Below are 15,686 nucleotides of genomic sequence, written 5' to 3' on the forward strand. Positions count from 1 at the left end.
CAAGACACCGTGTTCCATTATACCCGGTAGAGGGTACCTCTAAGCCACCCCGCCCATCCTATCTGGGCTTCACCTCCCGGCAGGATGCACGGGCACATTGCCGCGGGCACTCTGCGGCGGACGCATTGCGGGTACAGCAAAGCCGGGCGTGCCACTACGCACCACCCGGCTTCAAAAACTTTCAGAGGAGGGGCTAGTCCAGACCCAGCTCCGCATCGCGCGCCTCACGAGCCTGCTGAGCAAGCTTCGGGTCGGTCGGCAGGTACTCCGGACCGGAACCGGTCGCAAACGGAACACCCAGAATGAAAACAAACGGAGAAACCACCAGCAGAATCACCCACAGCAACGAGAAGTGACCGGCGGTCAGCAACAGCAGGGCAGTCAGAAAAATAACGGCAGCAGCGCCCATTGCGGCAATTCCGGCAGTCTTCACGGTTCTCCTCGAAGGGGTATCAAGAATCTAGTGTCCAGCAGAACGGCAGGCAGTCAACGCCGCAGGTAAAACCCGCAGACGGCTCCAGCTGACGCCGCTCAAGAATATACCTGACCATTATACGCATCCGCGTTGCCTCCCCGCTGACCGCCACCGGCAAGGTTGCCGGCGCCTCCCCCGCTACCCGGCGCCCCAGCCCGGCATATTCTGCGCAGCCTCACCCACCCGCAGACGCAACAACGCCCCGGCACCAACAGGTACCGGGGCGTTGAATGTTCGGGGCATCAGCCCTCAACTACTTAGCGCATCATATTCACAATGACCTCAAAGAAGCGGATCACAATAATGCCGAAAATCAGGATCAACCACAGGCTAATCGCAAACCACGACCAGCCGCGAGCACTCTCACGCATCGACTGCGATGCCGGAATAACACCCGCCGAAATATTGCGGACCGTGGTCTTCACAAAAAGCGTGATGGTCATAACCCACACGATCATGCAGAACAGGCACAGGGCGTTAATCTGGAACGTCGTCTGGTACCACAGCCACATAATGAATGCGGTCGCCGCCGCCAAACCAATGTCCATGCACACCCAGAACCACTTCTTGAAGCGTGCACCCGCCATGATCGCGGCACCGATAGTCACCACAATCGAGAAGCCCACCAGACCAATGAACGGGTTCGGGAAGCCGAAAGCTTCCGCCTGCGGGGTGCGCATCACCGTGCCGCAGCTGAGCAGGGCGTTGATATCGCAGACCGTGGAGTGGCCGGCATCAATGTAAATCTGCAGGCGCTCATACACCAGAATCGCTGAAGAAATGAGTGCGATCAGGCCGGCGCCAACCAGCCAGAATCCGAGCTGTCGGTCTGAGTAGCCGCCTGGGGTTCCCGCGTGCCCGTGCTGCGCTTCTTTTTCAGCGTGGGTAGGCTCGGTAGTACTCGATGCGGCGGTACTCATACGACTCCTTTAGATAGTGTTTTACGGTGGTACTGTCCCAGCAGCACCGTCTTAAGCTCTGTAGTGTTGAGGGGTGCATGCAACCGTCAACGCGGCAGACGCCGGGGACAGCTGAGGAGGTGCCGGTTAGGTCCCTCAAGGGTGCGCCTCACCTCGTGCAGTAGCGGGTACGTATCGGCGCGGCATAGCCAGCACCCCGGAAGCGGTACCCCATTTATCCTAGCCTCTCACACCACCAAATGGCACACCATCAACCTATATGTTCCGTTTTATGACGTGCTATTTTACGCAGATGGGTGCGTTTTCAGGACGGTTTCAGGAATCATTCCGGGCACTTTCGGGGCGTCTTGAGCACGCGAAAACCCCCGGGAGGCGCCCGCAATTCAGCGGCGGGCGGAACCTTCCGAGGGTTTCAACGGGATATTTCTAGGGCTTTATCCGGGGCATCACTTAGGGCGGTATTACCTAGGGCAGCGGGTGGGTGTACGACTCATCAAAGAACAGCTGCTCCAGCTCCACCGCGCGGCTAAAGAACTCGCGGGCGCGCTGCGCATCCGACGGGCCCACACGGTCCAGTTCGCGGCGCAGGAAATCAACCAGCTCACGGAACTCCGGGTAGTCGTGCAGGGTAATCCACTCGTGGTGCACAAAAGAGTCGGGGCGCTTGGCGGGAGCCTTCGACGCCCAATCCAGGTACAGGCCCTCGCAAACCACCAGCACCGACAGAATCGCCGCGTAGCTACCGCTTGCCGCCGCGTCGAGGAAGAGACGCTTGAAGCCGGTAGTCGCCTCCGTATCGGGCATGGAGTCACGCTGATGCTCAGTCACGCCCAGAGTCTCAAAACAACGCAGGAAGTAGGTATTCTCGTCCCCCGCGATTTCGCCCGCAAACTTGGAGAGGCGCAGACGACCCGCGAGAGTATCGGCGTTAGCAATCGCGCCACCAATCAGGGCGAGGAAGGTATCGAGGAAACGGTAGTCCTGCACCAGGTACCCCGCCATGACCTGCGGGGCAATCGAGCCGTCAAAAAGCTCAGCAACAAAACGGTGATTCGTGGCGGCAAGCCAGGTGGCGAGGTTCTCCTGACGCAGCGTCTCCGTGAACGAATCGGTGCCGATCAAATCGGTGAAGGGTGCGGGCATGATGGGTGCCTTTCACTATGTGGCATACCGTCGCTGGTATGCGTATGTGTGCGGGTGTGTTGGTGCAGCCTCAGGCGTTGGGGCCGGCGCCTCAGCGAATATAGCACCGTGACGCCAAGGCGCGCCCGGTTTTGCGCCCCGGTGCCCACAAATTTTCGTTCTTTTCGATTTTTTGGATGGGTGAGAGCGGATGATGCCGGTCAAACTCGCACGATTGGGGTTAGATGAGAGCCCATGGGAACACGTGAGAAATCATGCGTTCGAGTGGGAGCACGAGGGCAGAGGCGCGAAAAAACGGGGTGCCACTCCCCCAGCCAGTACAACCAACCGGAGGGCGGCACCCCGCCTCATCTCTGCAACCTCAACGGGTCGCCTTAGTGATCCGCATCGTCCTCGGAATCATCATCACCGAAGAAATCATCGGTGTACGAATCGCCCAGCGGCAGACCCAGCGAATCCTCCAGCGAAGAACCCGCCGCAGACTCGCCACCCAGCTCAGCCATGATGCCGTCCAGCAGCTCATCCGGCTCAGCAGAGGCAGCCGCAGCCGCCGCGGCAGCCAGAGTCGAAGCCGACGCCGCACCCGCAGAACCCGCATAGGCACCCTCGGCGCCCAGCTCATCCGGCAGCTCTTCAGCCTCAGCGCCGGGGGTCTTCGCCTCCTCATGCGCCGCCAGCAGGGTACGCGCCTCACCAATGACCGTAATCGAACCGGTAATCAGCACGCCCGCCGACTCCTGCTCAAAGAGGGCGTTCTCCATGGCGGTGGCAATCGCCTCGTCCAGGTGCTCAAACACCTCAATCGAGTCTTCATCCAGACCCGCATCCAGCGCCAGCTCGTGCAGACGCTCCGGCGCAATCGCACGCGGCGAATCCGACGCCGCCAGGTACAGGCGGAAGGTACCGTCAGAAGCGTCAACGTACTCTTCGCGCATGGTCTCAAACATGCCCAGAGCATCCTTCTCACCCAAAATACCGACCACGGAATGCAGGTGCGACAGCTTGAACGCCTCGGTCAGCGCAGCCGCGGACGCACGCACGCCGTGCGGGTTGTGGCCCGCATCCAGGATGGTCAGCGGCTCGGTGCGCACAACCTCCAGACGGCCCGGCGAGCGCACCGTCTCAAACGCGGTACGCACCACGTCCTCGGGCAGCTGACGCTGACCGCCGAAGAACGCCTCCACGGCGGCGAGAGCCACCACGGCGTTCTGCGCCTGATGCGCACCGTGCAGGGACAGCGGCACATCCGGGTACTCGCCCGCCAGGCCGCGCAGGGTCAGCAGCTGACCGCCGACCGCAAGCTCACGGGAGACAACGCCGAACTCCACGCCCTCAAAGGCGAAGGATGCTTCCTTCTCGCGGGCGGAAGCGAGCAACACGTTCGCCGCTTCCGGGTCCTGTGCCGCAGAAATCAGGAAGCCGCCGGGCTTGATGATGCCGGACTTTTCGGTCGCGATCTCAGCGAGGGTTTCGCCCAGCATGTCGGTGTGGTCCAGACCAATCGGGGTGACCACGGAAACCACGCCGTCGGCAACGTTCGTGGAATCCCAGGTGCCGCCGATACCGACCTCGAGCACCACCACGTCCACCGGCTCATCCGCGAAAATCGCGAAGGCGAGCACGGTAACGGACTCGAAGAAGGTCAGGGCGGGCTCGCCGCGGGAGGTCATCTCCGCGTCCACAATCTGCAGGTAGGGGGCGATTTCCTCCCAAATACGCACAAAGGTGGCATCCGGTACGGGCGCGCCGTTAATGCAGATACGCTCGGTGACGCTTTCGAGGTGCGGGCTGGTAAAGCGGCCCACGCGCAGGTCGTGGCCGAGCAGCAGCGCCTCAATCATGCGGGCGGTGCTGGTCTTACCGTTCGTGCCGGTGATGTGGATGACCGGGGCGGCGCGGTGCACGTCGCCGAGGATTTCGACGGCGCGGGCTACCGCGTCCAGGCGCGGTGCCATCTTGTTTTCGGGTGCTCGCGCCAGCAGTTCACCGTAGACCCGCTCCACGCCCTCGGGGTCGGGAATTGCGGGGTAATTCTTCTCGCTCATTGTTCTCCTCACTGGGATAGCCGGCCGGTGCCGGCAGGGGCCCACCGTGCGGCGGGATAACCGTGCGGCGGGATAGACGACGGGCCGCCCCGCCCAATCAAGGGGGCGGGACGGCCGTACGGTTCAGGCGTTTTATGCCTTGGCTACGCTAATGCTCAGCTCGGCTGCTTCGCTCAGCTGCAGGGACACGGCGAGGGTTTCGCCGGTCACCAGTGCTTCGTTGGTGCGCAGAGCTGCCAGAGTTTCCTCCGGTGCCGCGATGCTCAGGTTGATGCGGTCCGCAACATTCAGGTCGGCGTCCTTACGAGCCTGCTGAATAGCGCGGATGGTATCGCGGGCGATACCCTCGGCAACCAGCTCGTCGGTCAGCTCAATGTTGAGGACCAGGAAGCCGCCGGGCAGAACCGCAGCCGCAGTGTGCTCAGCACCCTCAGCATCAGCGGCAACCACGGTTGCCAGCTCGTATTCGCCCTCTTCCAGAGCCAGGCCGCCGTCCAGAGCTGCCACGCCGACCAGGACGGTACCGTCCTCGGTCACGGTCCAGTCACCGGACTTGGATGCCTTAATGGCAACCTGCACCTGCTTGCCCAGGCGCGGACCTGCCGCACGTGCGTTGACCTTCAGCTGCTGGGAGATGCCGTAGTCGGCGGGGTCGACGGTGTCGGCGCTGACCAGCTCCACCTGGCGCAGGTTCAGCTCGTCCTCGACGATGTTCGCGAAGTACTCCGCGCCCTTCTCACCGAAAGCGGTACCCAGGGCAGCGAACTGCTCGGGTGCAATAGCCACGGTCATCTTCTGCAGCGGCTGGCGCACGCGGATCTTTTTTTCCTTGCGCAGTGCCGAACCGGCGGAGCAGACCTCACGCACGGTCTGCATGAGAGCCAGCAGGTCAGACTCATCAGCGAAAGCGGATGCCTCGGGCCAGTCAGCCAGGTGCACGGAGCGTTCACCGGTGAGGCCGCGGTAGATTTCCTCGCTGCTGAGCGGCAGCAGGGACGCGGCGACCTTCGACACGGTCACCAGTGCGGTGTAGAGGGTGTCGAATGCGTCGGTGTCTTCGTTGAAGAAGCGCTCGCGGGAGCGGCGCACGTACCAGTTGGTCAGTGCGTCGGCGTACTGGCGCAGGGATTCGCAGGCGTTCCAGATGTCGTAGGAGTCCATCGCTGCGGTGACCTGCTCGATGAGTTCGCGGGTCTTGCCGAGGATGAAGCGATCCATCACGTGCTGCGAGTCGTACTTGAGCTTTGCGCTGTAGCCTTCGCCGTTGTTGGCGGCGTTAGCGTACAGGGCGAAGAAGTGGTAGACGTTCCACAGCGGCAGCATGACCTGGCGAACACCCTCGCGGATGCCCTGTTCGGTCACGATCAGGTTGCCGCCGCGCAGGATCGGGGAGGACATCAGGAACCAGCGCATTGCGTCGGAGCCGTCGCGGTCGAGGACCTCGGAGACGTCCGGGTAGTTACGCAGGGACTTGGACATCTTCTGACCGTCCGAGCCGAGCACAATACCGTGGCTGATGACGTTCTTGAACGCGGGGCGGTCGAAGAGCGCGGTCGCCAGCACGTGCAGCACGTAGAACCAGCCGCGGGTCTGACCGATGTACTCGACGATGAAGTCTGCCGGGTAGTGGTTCTCGAACCATTCCTGGTTCTCGAAGGGGTAGTGCACCTGTGCGTAGGGCATGGAGCCGGAGTCGAACCAGACGTCGAGCACGTCTTCCACGCGGCGCATGGTGGACTTGCCGGTCGGGTCGTCCGGGTTCGGGCGGGTCAGCTCGTCAATGTACGGGCGGTGCAGGTCGGGTTCGCCGTCCTTGTTCAGGGGCAGACGGCCGAAGTCTGCCTTGAGCTCTTCGAGGGAGCCGTACACGTCCATGCGCGGGTAGTTCGGGTCGTCCGAAACCCACACGGGGATCGGGGATCCCCAGAAGCGGTTACGGGAGATGGACCAGTCGCGTGCGTTCTCAACCCATTTGCCGAACTGGCCGTACTTCACGTTTTCCGGGATCCAGTTAATCTGCTTGTTCAGCTCGTACATGCGGTCCTTGAAGTCGGTGACCTTCACGTACCAGGAGGTGATTGCACGGTAGATGAGCGGGGTGCGGCAGCGCCAGCAGTGCGGGTAGGAGTGCACGTAGGACTTCTCGCGGATCAGCACATCGTCTGCCTTGAGAGCGTTGATGATGGTGCGGTTCGCGTCGAATGCCTGCACGCCTGCAATCTCAGCCAGGGCGGTGGAGCCGGAGGCGGTAGGCTCGGCGAAGAGGTTCAGGAACTTTGCGCCTTCGTCGAGGGAGAGGATCACGGGGATGCCGTAGCCTTCACAGACCTTCTGGTCGTCTTCACCGTAGGCGGGTGCCTGGTGGACGATGCCGGTACCGTCACCGGTGGTGACGTAGTCGGCGACGAGGATCTGCCAGGAGGTTTCGGTGCCCCACTTTTCGGCGTCTGCGAAGTAGTCCCAGAGCGGGGTGTAGCGCACGTGCTCGAGCTGGGAGCCGGTGTAGCGTGCGGTGACGGCTGCGTCTGCGTCCTTTTCGGGCTGGTCGCCTTCGTAGCCGAGGTCCTTGGCGTAGGAGCCGAGCAGGTCGGAGGCGATTAGGAAGGAGCGGCCCTCGAACTTGCCTGCGCCGGGTACGACGGAGTATTCAATCTCGGGTCCGACGGCGAGCGCCTGGTTGGTGGGCAGGGTCCAGGGGGTGGTGGTCCATGCGAGTGCTTCGACGCCGTCGAGTTCTGCGGCGACCTTCTCGTCAGCACCGAGGGCGGTGTCTGCGGTGAGGCGGAATGCGACGGTGACGGTCTGGTCCTGGCGGTCCTTGTACACGTCGTCGTCCATGCGCAGCTCGTGGTTGGAGAGGGGGGTCTCGTCCTTCCAGCAGTAGGGCAGCACGCGGAAGCCCTGGTAGGTCAGGCCCTTGTCGTAGAGGCGCTTGAACGCCCAGATGACGGACTCCATGTACTCGACGTTCAGGGTCTTGTAGTCGTTTTCGAAGTCGACCCAGCGTGCCTGGCGGGTGACGTACTTTTCCCACTCGTTGGTGTACTTGAGCACGGATGCGCGGGCAGCGTCGTTGAAGTTGTCGATGCCCATTTCGAGGATTTCGCGCTTGTCGGTCATGCCGAGCTGCTTCATTGCCTCGAGTTCTGCGGGCAGGCCGTGGGTGTCCCAGCCGAAGCGGCGTTCTACCTTGTGGCCGCGCTGGGTCTGGTAGCGTGCGACGAGGTCCTTGGCGTAGCCGGTGAGCAGGTGGCCGTAGTGGGGCAGGCCGTTAGCGAAGGGAGGGCCGTCGTAGAAGACGAATTCGTTTTCTCCGTTTTCGCCTGCGGGGCGGTTCTCGACGGATGCGGAGAAGGTGTTGTCCTTCTTCCAGTAGTCGAGGACTGCCTCTTCGAGTGCGGGGAACTTGGGCGATGCGGTGACGCCGCTTCCTGCGGCTTCGAAGGCGCTCGCCTTGGGGTAAACATGGGACATGTGTTTGTGCGCCCTTATCTGTTGTTCTCAACGCTGAGAGGTTGGGGCGACAGGGTACGTAGCACTCGTCGTCCGCACCGTTTCAGCGGGTGAGGATTGACATGACGGGTGCAAGGACGCCTAGGCATCGCTGACTTGCCCGGGTTGTGCCGGGGGTCGGGATGCGGCGCGGTACCACCTTGCTTACTGATTTAACAGCTCAACGCACCGAACCCTCCCGGGGCTAGCGGGGTGTCGCGTGTCCGCGATACCTAGCCACCGGAAGAGCGGCGCGTTGGGCGGGTATCAGTCGCTTATTACAGCTATATCGGGCTTAACCGTCCGGTTCTACTGGGACTACATCTCTTCCGCTAAGACACCCTCGCCGCAGCGATTGGCGGGTGCCCGCAGGTGCGGTCCGTTCTTCCGAATTGCTCGCCGGTGATGGCCGGGTCGTTGCAAACACTAATAGTTTATGTGGCTTTTGTGCCTGTATGCAACCCCGCGGGGTGTGGGTTTGAACAGTACTATTCAGATGCGCCGATGCCGGGGACACAAAACAGAATGGTTCTTCGTTCGGCGATATTTAGAGCGAGTAGGGGGCTTAAGGGGTCTTGCCTCACCCCACGCTCGGGCGTGTTTAAGGATGTATGTTTTTGCATTCCCCCGGTGTTGCTTTAAGTGGGTTTCGATTTTTTCGTGGGAGCCCATGGGATTGCAGTCAGTGCAACCACAAGATATGGGGTGAACACCGATGTAATTCCACTAGATATTCACCCCTGCACGTTTTCATCTCTTCAACACCCCGTGTGGGAACCGGTTTTTCTGAATGATTCAGCAATGCATAGCGGGTGAATAGAGTGCATATTTGGGAATTGTTGAGCGGGTTTCCCCTTATTGAATCGGGTATTTCTTCTGGGCTTTTGAAGACTTTCTTACGACCAGAAGGTTGAGCCAACCACCCTCCTCTCCCCCACCCTTGGAAACACTGAGGCGCAGCTCTTTCATTTTCCAAGTCATAAATATGATTGAAATCACTTAGCTCAACATGCACGCAACCCTCTCACGGAACAGTTGCCTCCATCAAACAGCTCCTCACTAACAGGGTGTAGCCGCAATACTTTACAGTGATTGATATCTTGAGTGATCCATAGACTCACAGAGATTACTAAGGTGTATTTTCGTACATTTTGAGTTCAAAATAGTCTAAAATGAATCGTGCAACACATCAATGATGATTCGATAGTATTACCTACCCTCTCACCGGGGTGTGAACATAACAGTCTCAACGATGAGTTCACCGCGTATCCGTTCGCTCCACCAGCAGCATGTACGCGCCCGAGGTCACTTCCGGATTTGGGCTGAAACCGCGGCATTTGCCCGAAGTTTTATCCCCTTTCACGGCCTCACCCAACACGCCATACAACCACGCGCCCGCCGCCGGGTGCCCCGAGCCCGCCTCGGCATAATTCAAGGAGTTCACCGATGCTCTCACCCTCTTCGAGCACCCGTTCCGCCGCTTCCCGTCTAATGAACCGCCGCGCCCTACTGCTCGGTGGCGCGGTTTCCCTCATGGCCGGTTGCGCCTCCGATATTCGCCCGTTGAGCGAAGAAGCAAAAGCGAAGGTCGGCTCCCCCACCCCTTCCGCGAGCGCGACCGCTTCTGCGTCTAGTTCGCCGTCTGCTTCACAGTCTGCTTCGGCGACCGCATCAGCAAGCGCTAAGAGCAGCTCGTCCAGCGCGGCACGCGTACCCGTATCTGAGGATGCACTCGTTGAGGGTTGGGAAAAGTACCCCGGCCCTCTGAAACTGACCGGCGAATACATGGGCGAGTACCAGTCCGCAACGGATTCTTCCCCTGCGAAGAACGTACCTAAGCCCCTCAAGACCGTTCCGCACCGTGAAGAACCGACCTTCCAGGGCGCCTACGAGACGTTGCGTGCCTACTACAGTGCTCAGATCACCGCGCTCAAGGATGGACGCTACGCGGATCAGACGATTGAGCTGACCTACCCGGCTGATAAGCGCGCCATTGATGAGGTCAAGGCGGTCAAGGAACTGTATGAGCAGAACGGCTGGTACATGGACTTCACGTGCAGCATTTCCATGCGGAATACGGAGCCTCGAACCGCCCTGAAGAACGGTGACGGCTACGTAGAAATCATGATGGACGCCAAGTATTCTGCCACCGCCATCCATCAGCCGGACGGCACCGAACGCAAGATACCGGCGATTACTCAGGTAGCCATTCCGCACGTGATGCTCTACACCGAGGGTAAGTGGTGGCGAATCGGCAACGATTATCTGAACGAGCGTCTGAATGGCGGCAAGGGCTCTTCCGACTCTTCTAGTTCCGCTGGTTCCGCTGGTTCCAGTTCCGCAGGTTCTAGCGGTTCTTCGTCCTCGGGTCGCGGCTCCACTAAGGTCTAAATCCGCAGGGGTCTAATACCCTAGTCGAGAGCAGCCCGTCTCATCAATTCCATATGCACTAGCCCAAAGTCGAGGAGGCGCACTCCCCTGCACCTCACCGACTTTGGGTTATTGCGTCTTAAAGACAACGTTCAGGGTTTTTTGACGAAGTTTTAAAACCAGTCTTCTATAGTAAGAAGTGGATACTTCATACCGCCGCAGTTCACGCTCCGGCACACCCGTATCCCGGTACCCCCCTGTACCGCGCACCATACAAAAACGATGAGGAAGAGTCTCTCGTACGCATCGCAGCGTTGCGAGCTACCTCGATCAACCACTTTCAGGAGATACCATGTCCTTCCGGCCGAGTGCACACACCAACTTCTCTGCTAACGACCGAAACGGATTGACCCGCCGCACCGTTCTTTTTGGCGGTCTGACCGCCGGCGCTTTCGCCCTGGCAGGATGCGCCTTCAACAAGGATATTCGCCCCACCGGTAGCGGCGACACTTTCTCCGGCTCCCCGAGCGCCTCCGCCTCCCCCTCGGCGTCTGCGTCGGCTTCGCCTTCTGAGTCTGCCTCGGCTTCGGCATCCGCTTCGTCTTCGTCCTCGTCAAGCCGTAACAGCGCGAAGATTATTCCGTCCGACGAGTTCTTGAAGGACTATAAGAAGTACATTGGCGACGTCAAGTACGAGTACAAGCCCGCCATTGCGCACTATGTTGAGCCGACCGACACCTCCCCCGCGAAGAACGTCCCGATCCCGGTCATTGATACGGTGGCTCAGCGTACCGTCTCCCTCGAGGGCGCCTACAAGACTCTGGCTGCTTACCAGAGCGCGTACATTGCCGCGATGTACAACGGCGACCTGCAGTACCTCAAGGGTCTGGTCCACGGCGCTGACAGCGGTCTGGTCAACAACCTGAAGGCTATTGCTAAGCTCTACGCTGCGGGCGGTTGGACTAAGGACTATGAGAGCAAGCTGAGCATCCGTGACGATCTCGATGCGAAGGCTCTTGCCTCTTCCGATTTGGCTGTTGTGGCGTTCCCCTGCCGGGACGTCGTCAAGGAATACACCATCTACCAGAAGGGCACGGGTGAGCCTCAGAAGGCAAGCACCCTGGATGTCGTGATTTACGTGGTGTACGCCGAGGGCAAGTGGCGCGTGACCAGCCGCGAGTACTTTGTGTCGGAGTACAGCGACCGATTCCGCAAGGTCTTTGAGGGCCCCTCCTCATCGGCTTCGGCAAGCAAGTCCAGCGGTGGCGGCTCCGGCAGCTCCGGTGGCTCTAGCTCCGGTAGCAGTAGCGACTTCAAGGTCTAGGCTCTGAGATTCTAAGCTCCAAGATTAGGATTTGAGCGCAGCACCCCTGACGAAAGCGGGGCGGGTATCAACTGATACCCGCCCCGCTTTCATATGTTTTTGTGCCGCGGCGTTCCGGCGCAGCAACAGCCCCGCTCCTCGGCAACTAGGAAAACCAAGGATGCGGGGCTGCGCAATACTATCTGGCGCACCGCCTCTAGGAGGTGGAACGCTCACGCAGACGCTCGTGAACCTTGCTCACAAAGCGGTTCTGATTATCGCGAGCATAATGCACGACCTCACCGATGACGGTAATAGCCGGCGCCCTAACCGATGCGCAATCTGCCTGAGCGTTCTCAAGGGTCGTGACAGTCACGCGCTCCTTCTCAGAGAAACCGTTCTCAATGGTTGCCAGCGGCGTGTCAGCCTCAATCCCACGAGAGAGCAGAGACGCCACCGTATCGGGCAGGGTACGAACGCCCATCAGCAGCACCACGGTGCCCTGGGCGCGCAGGGTCGCCTCAAGAGCCGACACTTCGGTCTCCGACAGGCCGGAGTGACCAGAAATGACGGTGAAAATCGAGGATACCTTACGCAGGGTCACCGGAATCGCCGCACGCGCAGGAACCGCGATGGCGCTGGTAATGCCGGGGATGACCTCAGCCTCCAGGCCTGCGGCGATGCACGCATCCAGCTCTTCAGCACCGCGACCGTACACGTACGGGTCGCCACCCTTCAAACGCACCACGGTCTTACCCGAAAGCGCGTAATCAATCATGAGCTGCTGAATGCGGGACTGCGGAACAGCGTGCTTACCGGGAACCTTGCCCACATCAACAATGAGGGCGTTCGGTGCGTACTCGCCGTACTCCTGCGGGGCGAGGTGATCCAGAAGAACCACGTCCGCCTCACTCAGGGCACGTGCCGCACGCAGGGTCAGCAGGTCAGCGGCACCGGGGCCGCCACCCACAATGTAGACCTTGCCGGGGTTCTCAGCAGGCTCGCCGGGCAGAAGAATGCCGCGTTCCGTCACGCTATCGTCCAGGGTGTGCCCGGGCGCCCCGCCCGCGAGCACCTCGTCAATAGTGGCGAACTCGCGGGGCGGGAACGGAGGAATCTTCGGGCACATACTACGCTGCCGGGACCGGGTTGAGGTCACTGGGCTTGCCCACGGGAATCTTGGTGCCGGTCAGCAGGACGGTGTTGGACTCGCCAGCTTCTGCCGCCGCAATTTCCTCGGGGGTTGCGGGGCGAATCTGCTCGCGCTCCAGCACGTACAGGTGCGAACCCTCGTCGCTGCCGTTGGGCTCGTTGATGAAGGCACGGAAGCGGCGCAGGCGGCGCTCGTCGCGCAGGGTTGCTGCCCACTCGTCCTCGTAGGAGTCAACGTGACGCTGCATGTCGCGCTCCAGGTCCTCGCACACGCCCAGGGAGTCCTCAATGAGGACGGACTGCAGGTGTGCCAGACCGTCGCCGTGCTCCTCATCCAGATCCTCGAGCCAGCGAGCGGTACGCTGCAGCTTGTCTGCGGTACGGATGTAGTACATCAGGTAGCGGTCGATGTAGCGGATGATGTCCTCGCTGGAGGCGTCCTTGACGAAGAGGCGACCGTGAGCGGGGTTTGCACCACCGTTACCACCCAGGTACAGGTTCCAGCCGTTGGTGGTTGCAATCAGACCAACGTCCTTGCCCTGTGCCTCAGCACATTCACGGTTACAGCCGGAAACACCGAACTTGAACTTGTGCGGGGAACGCAGACCGCGGTAACGGTTCTCGAGCTGGACTGCCATGCCGGTAGAGTCCTGAACACCGAAGCGGCACCAGGTCGAACCCATGCAGGACTTCACGTTACGCAGGGACTTACCGTATGCCTGACCGGATTCGAAGCCGGCATCCACCAGGCGCTCCCAAATGTAGGGCAGCTGCTCCAGGCGAGCACCGAACATACCGATACGCTGTGCACCGGTAATCTTCACGTACAGACCGAACTCTTCAGCAACCTCTGCGATGACGCCCAGCTTCTTAGCGGGAATCTCACCTGCAGGAATACGCGGAACGACGGAGTAGGTACCGTTCTTCTGCATGTTCGCCAGCGCACGGTCGTTGGTCTCCTGAATACCACCGCGGCCTGCGTCCAGGACGTAGGAGTTGCGGAAGGAGGAGAGAATCGATGCAACGGTCGGCTTACAGATAGCACAGCCGTCGCCACCGCGGCCGAAGCGTGCCAGCACGGAGTCGAAGTCATCCAGGCTGGTCAGGCGCACAGCCTCAGCCAGCTCAGCACGGGAGAAGTCGAAGTGCTCACACAGTGCCTTGGAGACGGTCAGACCCATCTTCTTCATCTGCTGTTCCAGAGTCTTCTGCAGCATCGGAACACAGGAACCACACTGGGTACCCGCGGTGGTGCAGGACTTCAGGGATGCAACATCGTGGTTGCCGTCAACGATTGCCTCGCGGACAGCACCGAAGCTGATGTTGTTGCAGGAACACAGGATTGCGTCGTCGGGCAGTTCGGTGTCGGGGATGCCGTCGCCGCCGCCAGCTGCGGTCAGGTAGACGTTCGGTTCAGCGGGCAGTTCGCGACCGAGCAGGGGCTTCAGGGAGTCGAAGGGAGCGGTGTCACCAACGAACACGCCACCCAGCAGGGTCTTTGCGTCGCCACTGGTCACAATCTTCTGGTACATGCCGCGTGCGGGGTCTGCGAACAGAACCTCGAGGCAGCCCTCGGTGGTGCCGCGGCGGTCACCGAAGCCAGCCACCTGAACGCCGGAGAACTTCAGCTTGGTTGCGATGTCGAACTCTTCAACCTGAGCTTCTTCGTTGTCGTTGAGCAGGTTAGCTGCCACAGCGTCAGCCATAGCGTTAGCCGGTGCGACCAGACCCCAGGTGCGGCCCAGTACGCAGGCGACCTCACCGATAGCCCAAATGTGCTCGTCGGAGGAGTGGCATGCGTCGTTGACGAGAATACCGCCGCGCTCGCCCAGTGCCAGGTCGGCGTCGCGTGCCAGCTCGTCGTTGGGGCGAATACCGGCACCGAAGACCACCATGTCGGCGGGCAGGGTGCGGATTTCTGCATCCTCAGAGGGAGAATCTGCGATGGAGACGGAGACGACGTTGCCGTCAGCATCCTTGTTAATGCCGGAGATGTACACGCCGGTCTCAATCTCAATGCCGGTTGCCTTGATCTGGGCGTTCACGGCGTAACCGCCGCCCTGGTCAACCTCAACGGAGAGCAGCCAGGGTGCCACATCCAGAATGGTGGGCTCTGCGCCCAGGTCCTTCAGACCCTCAGCTGCTTCGAGGCCGAGCAGACCGCCACCGACGACGATACCGCGGGGTGCGCGGCCCAGGGTGGACTGCAGACGGTTGACCTCGGAGACCATGTTCTTCACGTCGTCAATGGTGCGGAAGACGTGTGCGGCGTCCGAGTTAAGAATGGGGATACGAACCGCGCGGGAACCGGTTGCGAAGACCAGTACGTCGTAGGGGTACTCGTTGCCCTCGGTGTCGGTGACGACGCGGCGGGTGCGGTCAAGCTTCTCTGCGTGGCAGTTGTTGACCAGGTTGATGTTCTCTGCATTCCACAGTTCGGGGTCACCGAGGGTCAGGTCCTTCTCGGTGTCCTTGAAAATCTTCTCGATAGCAACGCGGTCGTAGGGGATGTAGGGCTCATCGTTGAGGACGGTGATGGTGTCCGCTGCGCGACCGGCAGCTTCAGCGCCTTCGTGGTACGCGCGTACAAAACGCCACGCAGCGGGGCCTGCGCCGACAACGAGAATGTTGCGGGGGGTGTGCGACATGGATTTTCCTTCCTAGTTGTAATGCAGGTAGTTCATGGCACTTATCTACCCTCAGTGTGCGGCTGGATCGTGCCCGGTATTGGAACTCCTAGTTTCCGTACCGTTGGGCTCGTACCTGATGCGTACCGAGTAGTTGGA

The 15,686-nt window shown here is 60.8% G+C and carries 9 protein-coding genes; 2 read left to right on the forward strand and 7 right to left on the reverse strand.

Annotated features, from left to right (window positions below; genetic code table 11):
* Nucleotides 1–193: 193 nt before the first annotated feature.
* The 5 genes from HMPREF2884_RS04150 to ileS form a co-directional block, all read right to left on the reverse strand.
* Complete coding sequence (locus HMPREF2884_RS04150) at nucleotides 194–433, reverse strand: hypothetical protein (RefSeq protein ID WP_005505761.1); 240 nt, start codon at nucleotides 431–433, stop codon at nucleotides 194–196.
* 299 nt (nucleotides 434–732) lie between these two features.
* Nucleotides 733–1,395 carry a vitamin K epoxide reductase family protein gene (locus tag HMPREF2884_RS04155; RefSeq protein WP_070615855.1) on the reverse strand — a complete coding sequence of 221 codons (663 nt, stop codon included), beginning with the start codon at nucleotides 1,393–1,395 and terminating at the stop codon, nucleotides 733–735.
* Nucleotides 1,396–1,860: 465 nt separating this feature from the next.
* On the reverse strand, nucleotides 1,861–2,538 hold the full coding sequence (locus tag HMPREF2884_RS04160) for a TenA family protein (RefSeq protein WP_070615857.1): 678 nt from the start codon (nucleotides 2,536–2,538) through the stop codon (nucleotides 1,861–1,863).
* A 374-nt stretch (nucleotides 2,539–2,912) separates the two neighbouring features.
* On the reverse strand, nucleotides 2,913–4,583 hold the full coding sequence (locus HMPREF2884_RS04165; RefSeq protein WP_070615859.1) for a bifunctional folylpolyglutamate synthase/dihydrofolate synthase: 1,671 nt from the start codon (nucleotides 4,581–4,583) through the stop codon (nucleotides 2,913–2,915).
* A 132-nt stretch (nucleotides 4,584–4,715) separates the two neighbouring features.
* Nucleotides 4,716–8,057, reverse strand: coding sequence for an isoleucine--tRNA ligase (gene ileS / locus HMPREF2884_RS04170; RefSeq protein ID WP_070615860.1), 3,342 nt, complete (start codon nucleotides 8,055–8,057; stop codon nucleotides 4,716–4,718).
* A gap of 1,464 nt (nucleotides 8,058–9,521) precedes the next feature.
* Between ileS and HMPREF2884_RS04180 the strand changes: the two genes are divergently transcribed.
* On the forward strand, nucleotides 9,522–10,466 hold the full coding sequence (locus HMPREF2884_RS04180) for a DUF6318 family protein (RefSeq protein WP_070615865.1): 945 nt from the start codon (nucleotides 9,522–9,524) through the stop codon (nucleotides 10,464–10,466).
* Between the two features lie 331 nt (nucleotides 10,467–10,797).
* On the forward strand, nucleotides 10,798–11,769 hold the full coding sequence (locus HMPREF2884_RS04185; RefSeq protein ID WP_070615867.1) for a DUF6318 family protein: 972 nt from the start codon (nucleotides 10,798–10,800) through the stop codon (nucleotides 11,767–11,769).
* 196 nt (nucleotides 11,770–11,965) lie between these two features.
* Here the strand turns inward: HMPREF2884_RS04185 and cobA are convergent, their stop codons facing one another.
* Both cobA and nirB read right to left on the reverse strand, forming a co-directional pair.
* The gene (gene cobA / locus HMPREF2884_RS04190) at nucleotides 11,966–12,877 is read right to left on the reverse strand and encodes a uroporphyrinogen-III C-methyltransferase (RefSeq protein WP_070615869.1); all 912 of its coding nucleotides are present in this window, start codon (nucleotides 12,875–12,877) and stop codon (nucleotides 11,966–11,968) included.
* Nucleotide 12,878: 1 nt separating this feature from the next.
* A complete protein-coding gene (gene nirB, locus HMPREF2884_RS04195) occupies nucleotides 12,879–15,548 on the reverse strand; it encodes a nitrite reductase large subunit NirB (RefSeq protein WP_049327280.1) in 2,670 nt (889 codons plus the stop codon).
* Nucleotides 15,549–15,686: the final 138 nt, after the last annotated feature.

Origin of the sequence: Rothia sp. HMSC073B08, from assembly GCF_001812975.1 — a bacterium.
GTDB classification, from domain to species: Bacteria; Actinomycetota; Actinomycetes; order Actinomycetales; family Micrococcaceae; genus Rothia; species Rothia mucilaginosa.